Source organism: Planomonospora sp. ID91781, from assembly GCF_015711595.1.
GTDB lineage: Bacteria > Actinomycetota > Actinomycetes > Streptosporangiales > Streptosporangiaceae > Planomonospora > Planomonospora parontospora.
The window spans coordinates 2252723-2271696 of sequence record NZ_JABTEY010000002.1; the positions used below are offsets into that span (position 1 = coordinate 2252723).

Sequence of the window (18974 nt, forward strand, 5' to 3'; positions counted from 1 at the left end):
CTATAGGTCGCCGCCGACGTGCTCGCTCACCGGTTCCGTCTCGCCGCCGCGCGAATTGTCGCGGTCCAGGCCGAACGGATCGGCGGGCGCACCGGTGCGCACGTCCAGCGGCCCCTGCGCCAGCCTGGTCACCTCGGGAGGGACCGGCGGCGCGAAGTCGGCCACGAGACGCAATCCAGTGAGAACGTCGTCGGGTCGAACGGCAGGAGTTGCGTGCCGTACAACCATGCGAAGTATGACACATGACTGACTGGACGCCTGACCTGCTGTTGTCTCCGCTTCCTCCGCGGCCTCGAGGCTCACCACCGCCTCACGCGCGTCGAAGCGGCGCATCCCCTTCTTCGTCAGGCGCTCCACCTCGATCCGCTCGGCGGCGTTGAACCGCTCCACCGCGGCCCTGGCCAGGGCCGGGTCCGCTCCGGGCAGCCGGATCCGCCACGCCGAGCACTCCAGCCGGTCGGCCAGGCTGCCGGTGCCGGCCTCGACGACGTCGAGCACGTCGAGACCCGGCGGGAGGGACGCGTCCAGGGCGGCGCGCAGGCCGCCGGGGTCGCACTCCCGCGTCACGCTGATCTCGAGGTACTCGGCCTCGCTGGCGACTCCGGTCGGGGCGGCCGCTCCGACGTAGGAGATCTTCGGATGGGGCGAGAAACCCGCGCTGAACGCCACCGGGACGTCCGCGCGCCGGAGCGCGCGCTCCAGGGCCCGGGAGATGTCGCGGTGGCTGGTGAAGCGCAGGCGGCCGCGCTTGGCGTAGCGCACGCGCAGGCGCTGTGCCACGGGTGCGGGCGGAGGCCCGTCGGGAACGGGTTTCAGAGTGGTGTCTTCCTTTCCGGTCGCGGTCGTCCGTCTGGTGGCGGGCAGACCGTGCCCGGCACGGTCTACCTCAGACAACCTCCGATGAGGCGGGCTTCTTCCCCGGGGGACGCGCGGCGCCGAAGCGCCGCGCGTCACACCACGGTCAGCGGCAGGAGCTTCCTGCCCGTCGGGCCGATCTGGATCTCGGTGCCCATCGTCGGGCAGACGCCGCAGTCGTAGCACGGCGTCCAGCGGCAGTCCTCGACCTCGACGTCGTTCACGGCGTCCTGCCAGTCCTGCCAGAGCCACTCGCGGTCGAGGCCGGCGTCGAGGTGGTCCCAGGGCAGGACCTCGTTCTCCTCGCGCTCGCGCGTGGTGTACCAGTCGACGTCGACCCCGGCCTTGGCCGCGGCGTCCATCCAGCGCTGGTAGGAGAAGTGCTCGCTCCAGCCGTCGAACCGGCCGCCGTCTTCCCACACCGCCCGGATGACGGCGCCCACCCGGCGGTCGCCCCGGGAGAGCAGGCCCTCCACGATCGAGGGCTTGCCGTCGTGGTAGCGCAGGCCGATCGCGCGGCCGTATTCCTTGTCACCGCGCAGGGAGTCCTTCAGCGCCTTGAGCCGGCGGTCGACCGTCTCGTGGTCGGCCTGGGCCGCCCACTGGAACGGCGTGTGCGGCTTGGGCACGAACCCGCCGATGGAGACCGTGCAGCGCACGTCCCGGGAACCGGTGGCCTCCCGGCCCGCCTGGATGACCTTCTTGGCCAGATCGGCGATGCCGAGGACGTCGGCGTCCTCCTCGGTGGGCAGGCCGCACATGAAGTAGAGCTTCACCTGCCGCCAGCCCTGGCTGTAGGCCGTGGTGACGGTCCGGATCAGGTCCTCCTCGGTGACCATCTTGTTGATCACCTTGCGCATCCGCTCGGAGCCGCCCTCGGGGGCGAACGTCAGACCGGACCTGCGGCCGTTGCGGGAGAACTCGTTGGCCAGGTCGATGTTGAAGGCGTCGACCCGGGTCGAGGGCAGCGAGAGGGAGGTGTTGGTGCCCTCGTAGCGGTCGGCCAGGCCCTTGGCGACGTCGCCGATCTCGGAGTGGTCGGCGCTGGAGAGGCTGAGCAGCCCGACCTCGTTGAAGCCGGACGCCCGGATGCCCGCGTCGACCATGTCGCCGATCGTGGTGATGGACCGCTCCCGCACCGGGCGGGTGATCATCCCCGCCTGGCAGAAGCGGCAGCCCCGGGTGCAGCCGCGGAAGATCTCCACGCTGAACCGCTCGTGCACGGTCTCGGCCAGCGGGACCAGCGGCTTCTTCGGGTACGGCCACTCGTCCAGGTCCATGACGGTGTGCTTGTGCACCCGCCACGGCACCCCCGGGCGGTTCGGCGCGACCCGGCGGATCCGGCCGTCGGGGTGGTAGTCGACGTCGTAGAACCTCGGCACGTAGACCCCGCCGGACTCGGCCAGCCGCATCAGCAGCTCGTCGCGCCCGCCGGGCGAGCCCTCGGCCTTCCACTCGCGGACGACCTCGGTGATCGCGATGGCGATCTGCTCGCCGTCGCCCAGCACCGCGGCGTCGAGGAAGTCGGCGATCGGCTCCGGGTTGAAGGCGGCGTGGCCGCCGGCGAGCACGATCGGGTCGTCGTCGCCGCGGTCGGCGGCCAGCAGCGGGATCCCCGCCAGGTCCAGCGCGGTCAGCATGTTGGTGTAGCCGAGCTCGGTGGAGAAGGAGAGCCCCAGCACGTCGAACGCCCGCACCGGCCGGTGCGCGTCGACGGTGAACTGCGGGACGCCCTCGGCGCGCATCAGCGCCTCCAGGTCCGGCCAGACCGCGTAGGTCCGCTCGGCGAGCGTCTCCGGCAGCTCGTTGAGGATCTCGTAGAGGATCTGGACGCCCTGGTTGGGCAGTCCCACCTCGTAGGCGTCGGGATACATCAGAGCCCAACGGACCCCCGCGGAGTCCCAGTCCTTGACGGTCGAGTTGAGCTCACCCCCGACGTACTGGATCGGCTTCTGCACCTTGGGCAGGAGCGCTTCCAGGCGGGGAAACAGTGACTCGACAGGCATACCTTCAAGGGTATCGGCCTAGAAAGGGTGCCACGGGCGGTCGTCGCCCGCTCGCAGCGAGTCGAGCCGGTGCCGCAGCTCCTCCCGGGCCCGGCGGTCGCGGTGCCCGTTGCGCAGCACGGCGGTGAGGGTCTGCAGCTCACGCATGTCGCGCAGCACCGGGTAGCCCTCCCACGCCGTCAGATCGCAGCCGTACGCCCGGCTGAAGTCCGCGCGCTGGCGCCCGGTCAGCCCGAACCGCACGCCCTGCAGGGTCGGGATCAGGTCGGTCTCCCTGGGTCCCGCGCACACCGAGTCCCAGTCGCACAGCAGCAGGCCCCGCGCGCCGCGGATCAGGTTGCCCCGGTGCGCGTCGCCGTGGACGAGCCCGTACGGCAGCGCGAACCTCACCCGCTCGTAGTAGGCCTCGGCCAGACCGTCGCAGCGCCGCACCAGCCACTCCCGGTCGTCGCCGCCGAGCACGAGACTGGCGCCGATCGCCCGGCGCACCGGCCCGAAGGGATCGTGCACGGGCAGCTCGAACGGGGGCGGCGGCAGCGCGTGCAGCCGCCGCAGCAGCACCCCGAGGTCCCGCGGCTCCGGCGGCGGGCCGACATGCGCCTCGTAGCGCCAGAAGGTCGCCAGGTATCCCTCGGCCGCCACCGGCTGCCGCACCTCCAGCGGCCGGACCGTGGGGAAGCCCTGGTCCGCCAGCCAGCGCGTGACCCGGACGGAGGTGGCCAGCCGGTCGAGGCGGCCCGGCGACGCCTGCGCCAGCCGTACCACCGCGCCCTCGGCGGGCAGGTGGTAGACGGCGTTGGCGAAGTCGCGCAGCAGGGTGGCATCCCTGGTGCTCAGGCCGGCCCGCGCACAGGTCAGGGCCAGCGCGGCGGTGTCGGCGCGGCCGAGCGTCCCGTCCTCGGCGGCGATCGTCATCATCGGTTCCTCTCGGAGATCGCGTGCCGGGCCTGCTGCGGCAGGCCCGCGGCGCAGAAACCCTCGATCCGGCGGGCCAGCCGCTCGCCGTCCGGCCGGGCCGCGACGAGTGCGCGCCCGGTGCGCAGGGTGGCGCCCAGGCTGCCGATCCGCCGGTCGGGCGGGAGCGCCAGGACCGGCGCCATCGCCTCCTCCGCGCCCTCGGCGTTCCCCTCCATCAGGTGGGCGATCACCAGGTGGGCGCTCGCCATCGACTCGCAGCCGTAGGAGCGGTTCTCCGGCTCCCCCGCCGCGTACAGCCGCAGCGACTCCCGCGCCGAGGAGACGGCCAGCGCCGGGTCTCCCAGGTGCAGGTGGGTGACCGCCGCGTAGTAGCGCTCCTTGGCGGGCTGGAAGGCGAACTCCCCGGCGATCTCGTCGTGCAGCTCGTCGGTCCCGCCCGCGCGGGCGTCCGCCGCCCGGGCCAGCGCCTCGGCCGCGTCCGCGGCACGGCCCTGCATCGCGTAGGCGCGGGCCCGCAGCATGTGCAGCCGGGTCGCGCCGGAGCCCGTGCGCAGGTGGGTCAGACCCTCCTCGGCGTACCTGGCCGCGTCGCCGTGGCGCCGGTCCCACAGCGCCACCGACGACTGCATGCCGCGCGCCCAGCCCATCAGCGCCGCGTGCCCGGCCACCTTGCCGTAGGTCCAGGCGGCGCGGGCGAGGGTGTCGGCGGGGATCCGGCGGTCCATGTCCATGCTGACGTTCGCCATCAGCCCGCACAACGCCCCGGTGAGGAAGTACAGCTCCCGGGCCTGACCCGGGTGGATGCGCTTCTCCAGGGCCCTGCGGGTGCGCTCCTGCAGCTCGCGCATCTCCACGAACAGGGGCAGCGGGGCCTCGGAGACGTAGCGCTTGCCCACCCAGATCACCTGCGTGCGCAGCCGTTCCAGCGCACCCGAGCCCAGCTCGCTCGCCTCGGCCAGCTCCGCGTGGCTGCCCGCCTCGTCCGCGGCGGCCGCGATCAGGTCCAGCACCGGCGGCGCCGCCGCGGCGCGCAGCCCCTCCGGCGTGTAGTCCTGGGCGAAGCCCAGCTGGACCGGCCCGGTCTCGAAGAGCCGGCAGAGCAGGTCGGTGTAGTCGCGGTCGGGCCGCGCCCCCGCCTCCCACTCCCGCCAGGAGCGCTCGCTGAGCCCGCGCCGTTTGACGCCGTGCCGGTCGCACATGGCGTGGAAGTGCTCGATGGCCTCCTCCACGGTCCAGCCGTGCGCCAGCCGCCAGCATTTGAACCTGGTCTGCTGCGGAGCGCAGGCGTGGATCTCGTCCACCATCCGCTGGACGTCGGCCGCCGTCGGCGGGCCGGGCAGCGCGGCCAGCGTCCGGTTCCGGATGATGGTCGCGTAGGCCAGGGTGGCGCGGTCCCCGCCCCGCGGGCCCGGGGTCATCGGCCGAACGGCACGATCGTGCCGCCGCTCCGCAGCTGGGCCTGGAAGAGCTGCCCGCACAGGCTGCCCGGCGTCTCGGCGAACCAGACCCCCGGAGGGCTGCCCGCCGACACCGCGGCCCACCGGCCCTTGCTGAACACGATCCGGTAGTCGGGGAACGCGGTGCGCAGCAGTTCCAGCGCGCGCTCCCGCTCAGCGAGCTCCGATGTCACGGCCCCTCCGTCATCGCGGGTTCCGGCGTCGTTCCCAGAATGTTCGCTTGACGCGGAAGACGCCAGTGAGAGTCCGATTCCGCACACATGCGGAAGACTCTCATGTAACGCTCCCCGGGGGGCTCCCGGCAGGTCAGAAGGCCCTCGAACGCAGGTGGACCGCCTGGAGCAGCCCGATCGCGATCATGTTGGCGAAGGTCGCGGTGCCGCCGTAGGAGACGAACGGCAGCGGCAGTCCGGTGATCGGCATGATCCCGATCGTCATGCCGACGTTGACGAAGGTCTGGAAGGCCAGCCAGCACACGATCGAACCGGCCACCAGCGTGCCGAACCGGTCGCCGCACCGCCGCGCGATCCGCACCGCGCGCAGCAGGACCACCCCGAGCAGCATCACCACGGTGACCGAGCCGAGGAACCCGAACTCCTCCCCCACCACCGTGAAGACGAAGTCGGTGTGCTGTTCGGGCACGAACCTGCCCATGGTCTGGCCGCCGCCGAACAGTCCCTTGCCGAACAGCCGCCCCGACCCGACCGCGTTCAGCGACTGGGTGCTGTTGTAGCCGACGCCGCGCGGGTCGGTGGACGGGTCGAGGAAGGCCGTGAACCGGGCCACCTGGTACGGCTCCAGCACGTCGAGCCGCCAGACGGCCGCGCCCGCGGCCGCCACGGCGAGCAGCAGCAGGACGAGCCAGCGTTTGCGGATCCCGCTGAGGACGAGCGCCGCCGCCGTGATCACGCCCAGCACCATCGTGGTGCCGAAGTCGGGCTGGAGCATGACCAGCCCCATGGTGACGGCCGCGACCACCAGCGCCACCAGGACGTCCGGCCCGCGCGGCCGGTCGCTGCCCTCCGCGGGCTGGGCCAGCAGCATGGCCAGCATGAGCACCAGGCCGAGCTTGGCGAACTCCGACGGCTGGAAGGCGAAGCCGCCGCCCAGCATGATCCAGGAGTGGGCGCCGTTGACCTCCGCGCCGACCGGAGTGATCACGAGGATCAGCCCGAGCAGGGCCGCCCCGTAGACCAGCGGCGCGTAGGCCCGCACCGTCCGGTGGCTCACCGCCGTCACCGCCACCGCCAGCGCGGCGCCGACCCCCAGGTTGAGCACGTGCTTCTTGACCAGCCCGGTGCTGCCCGGCGCCCAGGTCCTGGTGGACGACCACACCATGAGCACGCTGATCACCGCCAGCGCCGCCACCGCGACCGCCAGCACCCCGTCCACCCGCCACACCGGCGAGGCCGCTCCCACCGCCCTGCGGGCGAAGGAGCGGTCCGCCGCGGCGATCACCCGGTTCACCATGCGAGGGTCCCGTCCTGCTTGATCATCGGAGGTCTGGCCGCGGGCGCGCCGCCCGGCAGCGCCGCGGGCGCCGGCTTCCCCTTGGGGGTGAACCCGTAGATGCCCTCGTAGATCTTCCGTACGGCGGGCGCCGCGGCCGCGCTGCCCAGGCCGCCCTGGGAGACCATGGCGACGACCACGAACCGGGGGTCGTCCACCGGGGCGAACGAGGCGAACCACGAGGTGTCGGCCTTGCCGTACACCTCGGCGGTACCGGTCTTGCCGCCGATCCTCACCTTCTTCATCGGGAACCCGGTGAACGCCCCGGCCGCCGTACCGTCGGAGGCGACCTGGCTCAGCGCCCGCTTGATGTAGGCCCGCTCGGCCGCGGAGACCGGCAGCGTGCCCCGCACCGGCACCTTGATCTCCTTCACCCTGGTGCCGTCCGGCCGGACCAGCATCCAGCCCAGCCGGGGGCTGCGCAGCCTCCCGTCGGTGACCAGCGCCGCGTACGCCGCCGCCAGCTGCAGCGGCGTCACCAGCACGTCACCCTGCCCGATGGAGAAGTTGGCCGCGTCGCCCGGCCGCAGCTGGTATCCCTCCAGGCAGTTCTCGTGCGCCAGCCTGGTGAGGAAGGCCGCCCGGCCGGCGTCGGTCTTCGCGACGTCCCGGTAGCCCTCCTTGGCCCGCCTGCAGTTCACGTCCCTGGTGGCGGCCCACATCTTCTTCTTCCAGGCCCGGTCGGGGATCCGCCCCGGCGACTCCCCCGGCAGGTCGACCCCGGTGGGGCGGCCGAACCCGAAGGCCCGCGCCGTCTTCGCCATCACCTCGCGCGGCTTGCCCTTCGGCCGCAGCCCGCCGTCCTTGAGCCACTGCTCGTAGGCGGCCTTGTAGAAGATCGTGTCGCACGACTTCACCAATGCCGTGTGCAGCGTCATGGAGCCCAGCGCCCGGCCGCGGAAGTTGCGGAACGCGCGGCTGCCGACCATGAAGGAGCCGGGGCAGTTGTAGTGGCCGTTCATCGGATAGCCGGCCTTGAACATGGCGGCCACCGACGACATCTTGAACGTCGATCCGGGCGCGAACTCCCCCTTGATCGCCCGTGAGACCAGCGGCTTGCCGGACCTGCCGGACAGCAGCCGCTCGTACTCCTCCTCGCCGATGCCCCCGGCCCAGACCACCGGGTCGTAGGAGGGCGCGCTGGCGAGCGCGACGACGCGGCTGGTCCGGGCGTCCAGCACCACCGCAGCCGCGCCGTCGGCCTTGGGCGCGGCCTTCATCGCCTCGGCGATGGCCCGCTCCGCCACGGCCTGCACCCTGGCGTCGATGCTGGTGATGAGCGTGTGGCCGGCCTTGCCCTGCACCTCGTGCTCGACCCCGAGCACCCGGCCGAGCCGGTCCACCTGGACCCGCCGCCATCCCGGGGTGCCCCGCAGCTCCTGGTCGTACACCGACTCCAGGCCGTCCCTGCCCGCCATGTCCACCCCGGAGAACTCCGCCTTCAGTCCCTGGCGCCGTTCCAGCTCCTCCTTCGTGACCGGCTGCAGGTAGCCGAGCGCCTGCACGGCCGCTCCGCCGCCCGGGTGGTCCCGTACGGCCTGCACCTCGGCCGTGACCCCCGGGAACATCTCCTGCCGCTCCAGGATCTGCAGCGCCTCCGGGGTGTCCACGTCGGCGTCGACCGGGATCGGCTGGTGCGGCGAACCCGCCCAGCACGGACGGGAGACCCGGGCGTCGCACGGGCGGAGCCGCAGCGTGAGGTCCCGCGGATCGCGGCCCAGCACCGATCCCAGCCGTGCCATCACGGCCGCCCCCTTGTCCTTCATCCGGCCCAGTTTCGTCCGGTCCACCGAGACGACCAGCGTGGTCCGGTTGCGGACCAGCGGCCGTCCGGCCGAGTCGAGGATCTGCCCCCGGACGGCGGGCACCACGACGTCGCGGGTGCGCGTCTCGGTCGCCGCCGCCGCGTACTGCGCGCCGTGCACCACCTGCACCTGCCAGAGCCGCGCGGTGACCACCGCCAGCAGCAACACCAGCAGGACCTGCACCACGGCCAGCCTCCGCCGCATATGGATCATGGACGGCCTCCTGCCAGACGTCCCGCGCGCCGCGCGCCCCGTTCCCGGCTCCGGACCCGGGAGCGGTCCCGGCCCCGGACGACCCTCGTCGCCGCCCACACCATGGGCGGCGCGGCCAGCACGTTGTAGAGCATCACCGGCAGCAGTCCGCCCGTGAGCGCGACCACCCCGGCCTCGGCGCCGCCGAAGACCACACCGACGACCACCGCGACCACCGGCCCCAGCGCCGCGCAGCCCAGCGCCACCGCCAGCCCGGCCTCCGGGCGGCTCTCCGCCCAGCGCCCGGCCACGAACCCGACCAGGCACAGCACCAGCGCGTACTGCCCCATCTCGTGGGCGGCGGGCGGCAGGAGGTCCCCGAACAGCCCCGCGGTGAACCCCATCACCGCCCCCGCCCGGGCCCCGCGGGCCAGGGCGTACCCCACCACCGCGAGCAGCACCAGGTCGGGCGCGGCGTCACCGGGCAGCGGCAGCCGGTTGACGAAGGTCACCTGGACGGTCATCAGCAGCAGGACCAGGCCCGCGGAGAGCGCGTCGCGGTTCACCGTCCGGCTCCGTTCTGCCCGGCGGGCGGCAGCACCGCGTCGCGCGGATCGCGCGCCGGCGGCCGCACCACCACCCCCACCACGTTCAACGCGGTCAGATCCGCGTACGGCCGGGCGTACGCGATCCTGGTGAGCTCGCCCGGAGTCGCCTCCACCCGCTCGACGACCCCGATCGGCACCCCCGCCACGTACGGCACGCCGCGCTGCGAGCCGAAGCTCACGATCCGCTGGCCCCGGGTGATCGGCGTGGCCGAGTCGAGCAGCCGGAAGTGCAGCAGCCGCCCGTTCTCCCCGGCCCCCCGCACCACTCCGATCTCGCCGCTGCCCTCCAGCCGGGCGCCCACGGACGAGGCGGGGGCGCTGATCAGCGCGGCGGTCGAGGTGGACGGTCCCACCTGGACCACCCTTCCGACCAGGCCGTCGCCGTTCAGCACCGTCATCTCCGGCCGCACCCCGTCGGCGCTGCCCACGTCGAGCTCCACGGCCTCCTCGAAGCCGGGCACGTTCCTGCGGGCGATCACCTGCGCGGGCACGACCTCGTAGCCGCCGAGCCCCGCCGTGCCCAGCAGGCGGTGCAGCTCCGCCGAGCGCCGGTGGTCCAGCGCCTGCGCGGCCAGCGCGTACCTGAGCCGCTCGTTCTCCCCGCGCAGCTCCTCGACCCGGCGCTGCGCCTCGGGTGCGGCCGCCACCGCCTCGAAGAAGCGGACCACCGGCCGCGCGACACTCGCGCCCGCCTGTTCGACGGCGCCGAACACCGCCGTGCCCGCGCCCCGGAGCGGGCCGAGGGGGGAGTTCTCCCCCGACCTGTGGTCGACCGTCATGAGCACCAGGGCCGAGGCCAGCAGCAGCCCGACCGTCGCCCGTGCCTGCCGTGTGTCCTTCATCAGCGTCTCGGCTCCGGGACGAGGACCTGCTGCAGCGCCTCGAAGTCCTCGACGCACTTGCCCGTGCCCAGCACGACCGAGTCGAGCGCGTTGTCCACCAGGTGGATCGGCATCCCCGTCTCGTCCCTCAGCCGCTCGTCCAGGCCCCGCAGGAGCGCGCCGCCCCCGGTGAGCACGATCCCCCGGTCCATCAGATCTCCGGAGAGCTCCGGCGGGCACTTGTCCAGCGTGGTCTTGACCGCGTCCACGATCGAGTTCAGCGGCTCCTCTATGGCCGCCCGGATCTCCCCCGCCGACACGACGATCATCTTCGGCAGGCCGCTGACCAGGTCGCGGCCGCGGATCTCGGCGTGTCCCTCCTCCGGCATGGCGCAGGCCGAACCTATCGAGATCTTGATCTCCTCGGCGGTGCGCTCGCCGAGCATGAGCGAGTGCTCCTTCTTGGCGAAGTTGATGATCGCCTGGTCCAGCTCGTCGCCGCCCACCCGGATCGACTGGCTGGTCACCATGCCGCCCATCGAGATGATCGCCACCTCGGTGGTCCCGCCGCCGATGTCGACGACCATGTTGCCGGTCGGCTCGTGCACCGGGAGGCCGGAGCCGATCGCCGCCGCCATCGGCTCCTCCACGATGTAGACCCGCCGCGCGCCCGCCTGGTAGCCGGCCTCCTTCACCGCGCGCTGCTCGATGGCGGTGATCCCGCTCGGCACCGCGACGATGACGCGCGGCTTGGCCCAGGGACGGCGGACGTGCACCCGCTGGATGAAGTAGCGGAGCATGCGCTCGGCGACCTCGAAGTCGGTGATGACACCGTTCTTGAGCGGCCGGACGGCCGTCACGTTGCCGGGGGTCCGGCCGATCATCCGCTTGGCCTCGATGCCGATCGCCACGATCTTCCCGGTGACCGTGTTGATCGCCACGACGGAGGGCTCGTTGAGGATGATGCCGCGGCCTCGCACGTAGACGAGGGTGTTGGCGGTGCCAAGGTCGACCGCCATGTCGCGGCCGAGGAATGCGAGCCTGCTGCCCATGGGGAAGCCGCCTTCCTTCCGTCGGTCATCGGCGAGAACTACGGAGCGAACTCGCTTTGTAACCGTATGTACCCATCCCTATCCGCAATGAGCCGTCCTGTCCCAGAAAATCTCACGTTCAGTCACATGCATAAGGCCCCGCCGTCCCAGCTGGGATGGCGGGGCCTTACGGGGCCTGCGGAACCGGGAGCCTAGAAGCGGTCCGGGAAGAAGATCTTGATCTCGCGGGCGGCGGACTCGGGCGAGTCCGAGCCGTGGACCACGTTCTCGCCGATCTCCAGGGCGTGGTCGCCGCGGATGGTGCCGGGAGCGGACTTCACCGGGTCGGTCAGACCGGCCAGCGCACGGAACGCCTCGACGGCGCGGGGGCCCTCGAGCACCAGGGCGACGAGCGGACCGGAGGTGATGAACTCGACCAGCTCACCGAAGAACGGCCGCTCCGAGTGCTCCGCGTAGTGGGCCTTGGCGGTCTCGGCGTCCAGGGTGCGCAGGTCCATCGCCACGACCTTCAGGCCCTTGCGCTCGACACGGGCGATCACGTCGCCGATGAGACCGCGCGCGACACCGTCGGGCTTGATCAGGACAAGAGTCCGCTCGGACACTGAAGTTCTCCTTTGAACGGGATGGGACCGCAGACTTGCGGTGAACGGGCGCAGTTTACCGTCCCCGACCGGTTTCCCCGCGATCGGCGGGCCCGTCCTCCCCGGAGTCCTCCGGCGAGGGCATGGGAGAGGGCACCACCGGCCCCGTGCCGGGTCCCTCCGCGACCTCCGGCTCCTCCGGAGAGCGGCTCCCCTGCTCGTCCGCCGCCGGACCGACGCCGGGCCGCTCCCCGGCGGCCGGACGTTCCGGCTCCCCGGCGTGGTCCGCCGCCTGCGCGGCCTCCCCGGGCCCGGCCGCGCCCGGGACCCGCTCCTTCGCCCGGACGCCGGCCTGCTCCGCGTCGGCCGTACCCGGCCGGACCGCCGCCGACCGGCGCGCCAGGAGCGCGCAGAGCACGATCACGACGACCACCAGGCCCCCGCCGACCAGCGCCCACAGGTGCAGGGCGCTCACGAACGCGTCGACCAGCGCCTGCGAGGACGCGCCTCCCCGCGACCGCACGACCGCCTCCTTCAGGCGGGCGACCTGTATCCCGCTGCCCAGCAGGAAACCCACCAGCACCCCGGGGAAGAACAGCGACAGCGCGAAGAGCGAGGCGCCCACCCCGGACAGCCGCAGAGCGGAGGACAGGGCCACCGCCGAGCCGGCCGCCAGCAGGACGAACGGGGCGATCAGCACCGGACCGGCGGCGGCCGGGAGCAGGAACCTCACCGTGCACAGGCCGGCCACCACGAGCACCAGGCCGCCCGCCGCCGTCATGGGCATGACCGCGTCGTCCAGGCGGTTCGCCAGCACGGCGGCGGCCACCGCCGCCGCACCGGCCAGCACGAAGGCGGGCCAGAGCGCGGCCAGGCCCGGACCCCCCAGCCCGCGCAGCTCGACGTAGGTGACCTGGGCCGCCATCGACAGGATCACGACCCCGACCGTCAGCATGGTGTAGGCGAGAATGCGCCCGTCCGTCCCTTCGAAGGACCCCGCTGAGGCGAATCCCGCCAGCACGGCGACGGCCAGCAGCGCCGTGAGGATCACCAGCCCCGGCGACCAGTCGAAGGTGGTGCCGAAGGCCAGGAACGCGATGCCCACGGAGGGCACGGCGGCGAGCAGCAGTCGCTTCCGCTCCGCCGGACCCGGTCCGGGCAGCGCCGCCGCGTCCTGGTCGCCCTTGAGCCGCAGCACGAGATAGACGGCCGCGAGCGTGAGGGCGATCCCGGTCAGCAGCGGGTACGGCTGGAGCGTGACCCGCCACGAGGTGGCCGCGTCCAGCGGCCACAGGGCGAGCGCCTGCGCCGCCATGAGGCTCGTCGCGAGCATGCCCGCCCACACGGCCCGGAGCATGCGGGGCCGCTCCCACACCGCCACCAGCGTGGCGGGGATGAGCAGGCCCGCGCCGATCCCGTGCGCTCCCCGGAGGACGCCGACCGTCAGCGCCGAGTCGGCGAAGCCGCCCGCCGCATCGGCGACCGCGAGCAGCGTCAGCCCGGCCATCAGGACCGGGGCGGCTCGCAGTCGGCGCACGATCAGGGCGGCCAGCGGAACGGTCATCACCATCGAGGGCAACGCCAGCCCGTGCGCCCGGATCAGCTCGATCTGCGAGACGCCGGGCGGCAGGAGGGCCGCCACCACCGAGATGGTGTTCGGGATGGCGACGATCGCCAACGGAAGCGCCACCGCGACGAGCAGTCCGAGGACGACGTCGAGCAGCAAGGAGGGATGTGGCGCACGCGTGGGGACCGCAGGCTCGGCGGCCACCGTCCGCGTCGGCTGAGTTGGGGGGACGGCCATGTTGGCCGACTTTAGCGGGAAGTCACGCCCTCGACACGGTGAGCGACGAATATCGCCGTAATCCACAGCACGGCGAAGATCGCCCCGAGGAAGAACATCATCGGGACCAGCAGTCCGGAGACGATCGCCAGCACCTGGACGACGCTCCCGGCGACATAGGCGAAGGGGTGCTTGAGCAGGCCGGTGACGATGACGCACAGGACCGCCAGCCCAATGCCCACGGCCACCGCCGGCGCGGGGGCGACACCCTGAACGTTGATCGCCACGGGAGTGAGCAGTCCCGCGACGATCGCCTCCATCCCGAGCACGCTGGCGCAGAGCCGCCGCATGCCCGGCGTGACCGTGATCATCCTTCGCCCTTCCCCTGCGGACGGGCTCATCCGGCCTCGCCCGCCTTGAGCAGCAGCCGCGCGTCTCCGGCGGTGACCACCGATCCGGTGATCAGCACTCCCGCTCCCGCGAACTCCCCCGCCTCGTCCGCCAGTCCGATGCCGAGGTCGATGGCGTCGTCGAGCCGCTCGGCCCGGCGCACCCGCTCGGGGCCGAAGACGTCCCCGGTGAGCGCCGCGAGCTCGTCGACGTCCATGGACCGGGGCGAGGAGTTCCTGGTCACCACGATCTCGTCGACCATGGGCTCCAGCAGTTCCAGCATGCCCCGTACGTCCTTGTCCTCGAAGACCGCCACCACCGCGATGAGCCTGGCGAAGTCGAAGGACTCGTGCACGGCCTCCAGCGTCGCCTGGACGCCTCCCGGGTTGTGCGCCGCGTCCACGAGGACCGTGGGGCCCCGCCGTACGACCTCGAGCCTGCCGGGTGACCGCACCTGCAGGAACGCCTGCCGGACGAGCTCGGGATCGAGGGCCTCGTCACCGGCGGTCAGCGCCTCGACCGCCGCCAGCGCGCAGGCGGCGTTACCCGCCTGGTGCGCGCCGTACAGCGGGAGGAGGACCTCCTCGTAGTCCCCCTTCAGGCCCCTCAGGTGGAGCAGCTGCCCGCCGATCGCCAGTTCCCTGGAGACGACCCCGAACTCCAGCCCCTCACGCGCCACGACGGCCCCGGTCTCCGCGGCCCTGCGCATCAGCACCTCGGCCGCGGGAAGCTCCTGCTGGGCCAGTACGGCGGTCGCGCCCGGTTTGATGATGCCGGCCTTCTCCCCCGCGATGGTCGCCACGTCGGGTCCCAGGTAGTCGACGTGGTCGAGGGAGACAGGCGTGATCACGGCCACCGTGCCGTCGGCGACGTTGGTGGCGTCGAAGCTGCCGCCCATCCCCGTCTCGATGACCGCGACGTCCACCGGGGCGTCGGCGAAGGCAGCGAACGCCATCGCGGTGAGGGTCTCGAAGAAGGACAGCTTCCTGCCCTGCGCGTCGATCATCTCAAGGTAGGGCGCTACGTCCTGGTAGACCTCCGCGAAGCGCTCCTCCTCCAGAGGAACCCCGTCGATGCAGATGCGCTCACGCATCGAGATCAGATGAGGGCTGGTGAACCGGCCGACTCGGAGGTTCCTCTCCCGCAGGATGGTCTCGATCATTCGCGTCGTGCTCGACTTGCCGTTCGTACCGGCGACGTGAACGACCGGATACGCGTGCTGCGGTGAGCCGAGCACGTCCATGAGAGCGGAGATCCTGTCCAGAGTGGGCTCGAAGTTCCACTCGACGCCGCGCTGCATGATTGCTCGTTCAACCGCTCGATAGTCCACGTTCCCAGCCTACTGACTCGGGCGACGGGCTCCCGACCGCCCGGAAACCTGAGGACACCCGGAGGGCGGCAACCCGGGGAAACGGAAGAAGGGGGCCGCCCTCGAAGGACGGCCCACCCCGTCCCGGGACCACCCCCGGCTCCCGGGACCACACCCCGGAAACACCCCCGCGAAAACAAGAAAGGGCCGCCCCGAAGGGCGGCCCTCACTCAACAAATGTCCGGCGGCGACCTACTCTCCCACACCCTCCCGAGTGCAGTACCATCGGCGCTGAAGAGCTTAACTTCCGGGTTCGGAATGTAACCGGGTGTTTCCCCTTCGCCATAACCGCCGTAACCCCATGAAACACACAAGCAGATGCCTGTTGTCTCAGAATTGCCTAGTGGACGCGAGCAAGAACCCCGGTTTCGCGCTGCTCCGGACCCGGCGAGGATACAGAGCGCTGCAGAAACCAAGCATAAACTTTGAGGTCAAGTCCTCGGCCTATTAGTACCGGTCAGCTCCACACATTACTGCGCTTCCACCTCCGGCCTATCAACCCGGTCGTCTACCGGGAGCCTTACCCCTCACGGGTGGGAGACCTCATCTCAAGGCGAGCTTCCCGCTTAGATGCTTTCAGCGGTTATCCCTTCCGAACGTAGCCAACCAGCCGTGCTCCTGGCGGAACAACTGGCACACCAGAGGTTCGTCCGTCCCGGTCCTCTCGTACTAGGGACAGCCCCTTTCAAGTCTCCTGCGCGCGCAGCGGATAGGGACCGAACTGTCTCGCGACGTTCTAAACCCAGCTCGCGTACCGCTTTAATGGGCGAACAGCCCAACCCTTGGGACCTACTCCAGCCCCAGGATGCGACGAGCCGACATCGAGGTGCCAAACCATCCCGTCGATATGGACTCTTGGGGAAGATCAGCCTGTTATCCCCGGGGTACCTTTTAGCCGTTGAGCGACGGCGCTTCCACATGCCACCGCCGGATCACTAGTCCCAGCTTTCGCTCCTGCTCGACCCGTCGGTCTCACAGTCAAGCTCCCTTGTGCACTTACACTCGACACCTGATTGCCAACCAGGCTGAGGGAACCTTTGTGCGCCTCCGTTACCCTTTAGGAGGCAACCGCCCCAGTTAAACTACCCACCAGACACTGTCCCTGATCCGGATCACGGACCGAAGTTAGACGTTCAAAACGACCAGAGTGGTATTTCACCAATGACTCCACCCGAACTAGCGTCCGAGCCTCATAGTCTCCCACCTATCCTACACAAGACGCTCCAAACGCCAATGTCAAGCTGTAGTGAAGGTCCCGGGGTCTTTCCGTCCTGCTGCGCGTAACGAGCATCTTTACTCGTAGTGCAATTTCGCCGGGTCTGCGGTTGAGACAGCGGGGAAGTCGTTACGCCATTCGTGCAGGTCGGAACTTACCCGACAAGGAATTTCGCTACCTTAGGATGGTTATAGTTACCACCGCCGTTTACTGGCGCTTAAGTTCTCAGCGTCGCAGGCTTGCGCCCGCTAACCGGTCCCCTTAACGTTCCAGCACCGGGCAGGCGTCAGTCCGTATACATCGTCTTACGACTTCGCACGGACCTGTGTTTTTAGTAAACAGTCGCTTCCCCCTGGCCACTGCGGCCCCCACCAGCTCGGGGAGCAAGTCCCGTCACCAGCGAAGGCCCCCCTTCTCCCGAAGTTACGGGGGCAATTTGCCGAGTTCCTTAACCACAGTTCACCCGATCGCCTTGGTATTCTCTACCTGACCACCTGAGTCGGTTTCGGGTACGGGCCGCACTGATGCTCGCTAGAGGCTTTTCTCGGCAGCATAGGATCACCCACTTCGCCACAATCGGCTCGGCATCACATCTCAGGATACATGAGAGGCGGATTTGCCTACCTCTCTCCCTACCTGCTTACCCCAGGACTACCATCGCCTGGGATGGGCTACCTTCCTGCGTCACCCCATCGCTTACCTACTACCAGATCAGGCCAGGCGTTCACTCTGACACCATCCCCGAAGGGACGATCGAGTTAAGGACCCTTAGTATCACTGGATTCGATATGGGCGCATCACCACGGGTACGGGAATATCAACCCGTTGTCCATCGACTACGCCTGTCGGCCTCGCCTTAGGTCCCGACTTACCCTGGGCGGATTAGCCTGGCCCAGGAACCCTTGGTCATCCGGCGCAGAAGTTTCTCACTTCTGATTCGCTACTCATGCCTGCATTCTCACTCGCACGGCCTCCACAACTCGATCACTCGGCTGCTTCGCCGGCCGCACGACGCTCCCCTACCCATCCACACACCCAGACAGCTCACGCTGCCAGGCTCAATGTGTGAATGCCACGACTTCGGCGGTGCACTTGAGCCCCGCTACATTGTCGGCGCGGAATCACTTGACCAGTGAGCTATTACGCACTCTTTCAAGGGTGGCTGCTTCTAAGCCAACCTCCTGGTTGTCACTGCGACTCCACATCCTTTCCCACTTAGCACACGCTTAGGGGCCTTAGTCGGTGGTCTGGGCTGTTTCCCTCTCGACTACGGAGCTTATCCCCCGCAGTCTCACTGCCACGCTCTCACTTACCGGCATTCGGAGTTTGGCTGACGTCAGTAACCTTGTCGGGCCCATCGGCCATCCAGTGCTCTACCTCCGGCAAGAAACACGCGACGCTGCACCTAAATGCATTTCGGGGAGAACCAGCTATCACGGAGTTTGATTGGCCTTTCACCCCTAAACACAGGTCATCCCCCAGGTTTTCAACCCTGGTGGGTTCGGTCCTCCACGCAGTCTTACCCACGCTTCAACCTGCCCATGCCTAGATCACTCCGCTTCGGGTCTACAGCATGCGACTCAAACGCCCTATTCAGACTCGGGGTCCCTACGGCTCCCCCAGACGGGGTTACCTCGCCTCACACCCTCACTCGCAGGCTCAAGCTTCAAACGGCACGCAGTCACATCACGCACAGCAAGCTGTGCACGCTCCTACGGCTTGTAGGCACACGGTTTCAGGTACTATTTCACGACCCCTCACCGGGGTGCTTTTCACCTTTCCCTCACGGTACTAGTGCACTATCGGTCATCAGGGAGTATTTAGGCTTACCAGGTGGTCCTGGCAGATTCACACAGGATTTCTCGGGCCCCGTGCTACTTGGGATCCCCTCCAGCAGTCCAACAGGTTTCGCCTACCCGGCTCTCACGGTCTACGGCGTCCCTTCCCAGAGACTTCGACTACCCACTGGATTTCTCACTGCTTACGGTCTCGGCAGAAACCGTCAGAAGGTCCCACGACCCCGCACACGCAACGCCTGCCGGCTATCACACGCATACGGTTTAGCCTCATCCGCTTTCGCTCACCACTACTCACGGAATCACATGTTGTTTTCTCTTCCTACGGGTACTGAGATGTTTCACTTCCCCGCGTTACCACCAACCGCCCTATACATTCAGGCGGAGGCAACACCCCATGACGGGTGCTAGGTTTCCCCATTCGGACATCCCCGGATCAACGTCTGGTTGGCGACTCCCCGAGGCTTAACGCAGCCTCCCACGTCCTTCATCGGCTCCTGATGCCAAGGCATCCACCGTGTGCCCTAAAAAACTTGGCCACAAAGATGCTCGCGTCCACTATGCAAATCTCAAACAACAAACAGCCACCGACCCCACCCGCCACCAGACCCCGCCC

General features: G+C 69.8%; 14 protein-coding genes and 2 rRNA genes. All 16 read right to left on the reverse strand.

Going from position 1 to position 18974, the window contains the following annotated elements; genetic code table 11:
- Complete coding sequence (locus HS048_RS29195; RefSeq protein WP_068898897.1) at positions 1 to 780, reverse strand: TIGR03936 family radical SAM-associated protein; 780 nt, start codon at positions 778 to 780, stop codon at positions 1 to 3.
- 170 nt (positions 781 to 950) lie between these two features.
- Positions 951 to 2861 carry a TIGR03960 family B12-binding radical SAM protein gene (locus HS048_RS29200; protein WP_196469278.1) on the reverse strand — a complete coding sequence of 637 codons (1911 nt, stop codon included), beginning with the start codon at positions 2859 to 2861 and terminating at the stop codon, positions 951 to 953.
- A gap of 18 nt (positions 2862 to 2879) precedes the next feature.
- Positions 2880 to 3776 carry a phosphotransferase enzyme family protein gene (locus tag HS048_RS29205; protein ID WP_068898900.1) on the reverse strand — a complete coding sequence of 299 codons (897 nt, stop codon included), beginning with the start codon at positions 3774 to 3776 and terminating at the stop codon, positions 2880 to 2882.
- Positions 3776 to 5197: a hypothetical protein gene (locus HS048_RS29210; protein ID WP_196469279.1), complete on the reverse strand. Its 1422-nt coding sequence runs from the start codon at positions 5195 to 5197 to the stop codon at positions 3776 to 3778. The genes HS048_RS29205 and HS048_RS29210 overlap by 1 nt, the downstream gene beginning before the upstream one ends.
- The gene (locus tag HS048_RS29215; protein WP_068898904.1) at positions 5194 to 5409 is read right to left on the reverse strand and encodes a hypothetical protein; all 216 of its coding nucleotides are present in this window, start codon (positions 5407 to 5409) and stop codon (positions 5194 to 5196) included. The genes HS048_RS29210 and HS048_RS29215 overlap by 4 nt, the downstream gene beginning before the upstream one ends.
- A gap of 133 nt (positions 5410 to 5542) precedes the next feature.
- Entirely contained in the window at positions 5543 to 6706 is a 1164-nt protein-coding gene (rodA, locus tag HS048_RS29220; RefSeq protein ID WP_230881919.1) for a rod shape-determining protein RodA, read from the reverse strand.
- On the reverse strand, positions 6700 to 8763 hold the full coding sequence (mrdA, locus tag HS048_RS29225; protein ID WP_196469280.1) for a penicillin-binding protein 2: 2064 nt from the start codon (positions 8761 to 8763) through the stop codon (positions 6700 to 6702). Before mrdA ends, rodA begins: the two co-directional genes overlap by 7 nt.
- The gene (gene mreD / locus HS048_RS29230) at positions 8760 to 9308 is read right to left on the reverse strand and encodes a rod shape-determining protein MreD (protein ID WP_068898909.1); all 549 of its coding nucleotides are present in this window, start codon (positions 9306 to 9308) and stop codon (positions 8760 to 8762) included. Before mreD ends, mrdA begins: the two co-directional genes overlap by 4 nt.
- Complete coding sequence (mreC, locus tag HS048_RS29235; protein ID WP_068898911.1) at positions 9305 to 10192, reverse strand: rod shape-determining protein MreC; 888 nt, start codon at positions 10190 to 10192, stop codon at positions 9305 to 9307. The genes mreD and mreC overlap by 4 nt, the downstream gene beginning before the upstream one ends.
- The gene (locus HS048_RS29240; RefSeq protein WP_068898914.1) at positions 10192 to 11223 is read right to left on the reverse strand and encodes a rod shape-determining protein; all 1032 of its coding nucleotides are present in this window, start codon (positions 11221 to 11223) and stop codon (positions 10192 to 10194) included. Before HS048_RS29240 ends, mreC begins: the two co-directional genes overlap by 1 nt.
- Positions 11224 to 11414: 191 nt before the next feature.
- Complete coding sequence (ndk, locus tag HS048_RS29245) at positions 11415 to 11825, reverse strand: nucleoside-diphosphate kinase (protein ID WP_068898916.1); 411 nt, start codon at positions 11823 to 11825, stop codon at positions 11415 to 11417.
- 55 nt (positions 11826 to 11880) lie between these two features.
- Positions 11881 to 13530 carry a hypothetical protein gene (locus tag HS048_RS29250; RefSeq protein WP_196469281.1) on the reverse strand — a complete coding sequence of 550 codons (1650 nt, stop codon included), beginning with the start codon at positions 13528 to 13530 and terminating at the stop codon, positions 11881 to 11883.
- Between the two features lie 89 nt (positions 13531 to 13619).
- Positions 13620 to 13958, reverse strand: a complete 339-nt coding sequence (locus HS048_RS29255) for a DUF4233 domain-containing protein (protein ID WP_068898918.1) — start codon at positions 13956 to 13958, stop codon at positions 13620 to 13622.
- Between the two features lie 26 nt (positions 13959 to 13984).
- The gene (locus HS048_RS29260) at positions 13985 to 15277 is read right to left on the reverse strand and encodes a folylpolyglutamate synthase/dihydrofolate synthase family protein (RefSeq protein ID WP_196469555.1); all 1293 of its coding nucleotides are present in this window, start codon (positions 15275 to 15277) and stop codon (positions 13985 to 13987) included.
- 248 nt (positions 15278 to 15525) lie between these two features.
- A 5S ribosomal RNA gene (rrf, locus tag HS048_RS29265) occupies positions 15526 to 15642 on the reverse strand.
- A 131-nt stretch (positions 15643 to 15773) separates the two neighbouring features.
- Positions 15774 to 18897 (reverse strand): 23S ribosomal RNA (locus HS048_RS29270).
- Positions 18898 to 18974 lie beyond the last annotated feature (77 nt).

What these genes read in the sequence shown, in the direction of transcription:
- HS048_RS29260 (WP_196469555.1), bottom strand. Translation starts at nt 15,277, where the DNA reads ATGCAGCGCGGCGTCGAGTGGAACTTCGAGCCCACTCTGGACAGGATC.
- mrdA (WP_196469280.1), bottom strand. Translation starts at nt 8,763, where the DNA reads ATGATCCATATGCGGCGGAGGCTGGCCGTGGTGCAGGTCCTGCTGGTG.
- HS048_RS29255 (WP_068898918.1), bottom strand. Translation starts at nt 13,958, where the DNA reads ATGATCACGGTCACGCCGGGCATGCGGCGGCTCTGCGCCAGCGTGCTC.
- mreC (WP_068898911.1), bottom strand. Translation starts at nt 10,192, where the DNA reads ATGAAGGACACACGGCAGGCACGGGCGACGGTCGGGCTGCTGCTGGCC.
- rodA (WP_230881919.1), bottom strand. Translation starts at nt 6,706, where the DNA reads ATGGTGAACCGGGTGATCGCCGCGGCGGACCGCTCCTTCGCCCGCAGG.
- HS048_RS29240 (WP_068898914.1), bottom strand. Translation starts at nt 11,223, where the DNA reads ATGGGCAGCAGGCTCGCATTCCTCGGCCGCGACATGGCGGTCGACCTT.
- HS048_RS29205 (WP_068898900.1), bottom strand. Translation starts at nt 3,776, where the DNA reads ATGACGATCGCCGCCGAGGACGGGACGCTCGGCCGCGCCGACACCGCC.
- HS048_RS29200 (WP_196469278.1), bottom strand. Translation starts at nt 2,861, where the DNA reads ATGCCTGTCGAGTCACTGTTTCCCCGCCTGGAAGCGCTCCTGCCCAAG.
- HS048_RS29210 (WP_196469279.1), bottom strand. Translation starts at nt 5,197, where the DNA reads ATGACCCCGGGCCCGCGGGGCGGGGACCGCGCCACCCTGGCCTACGCG.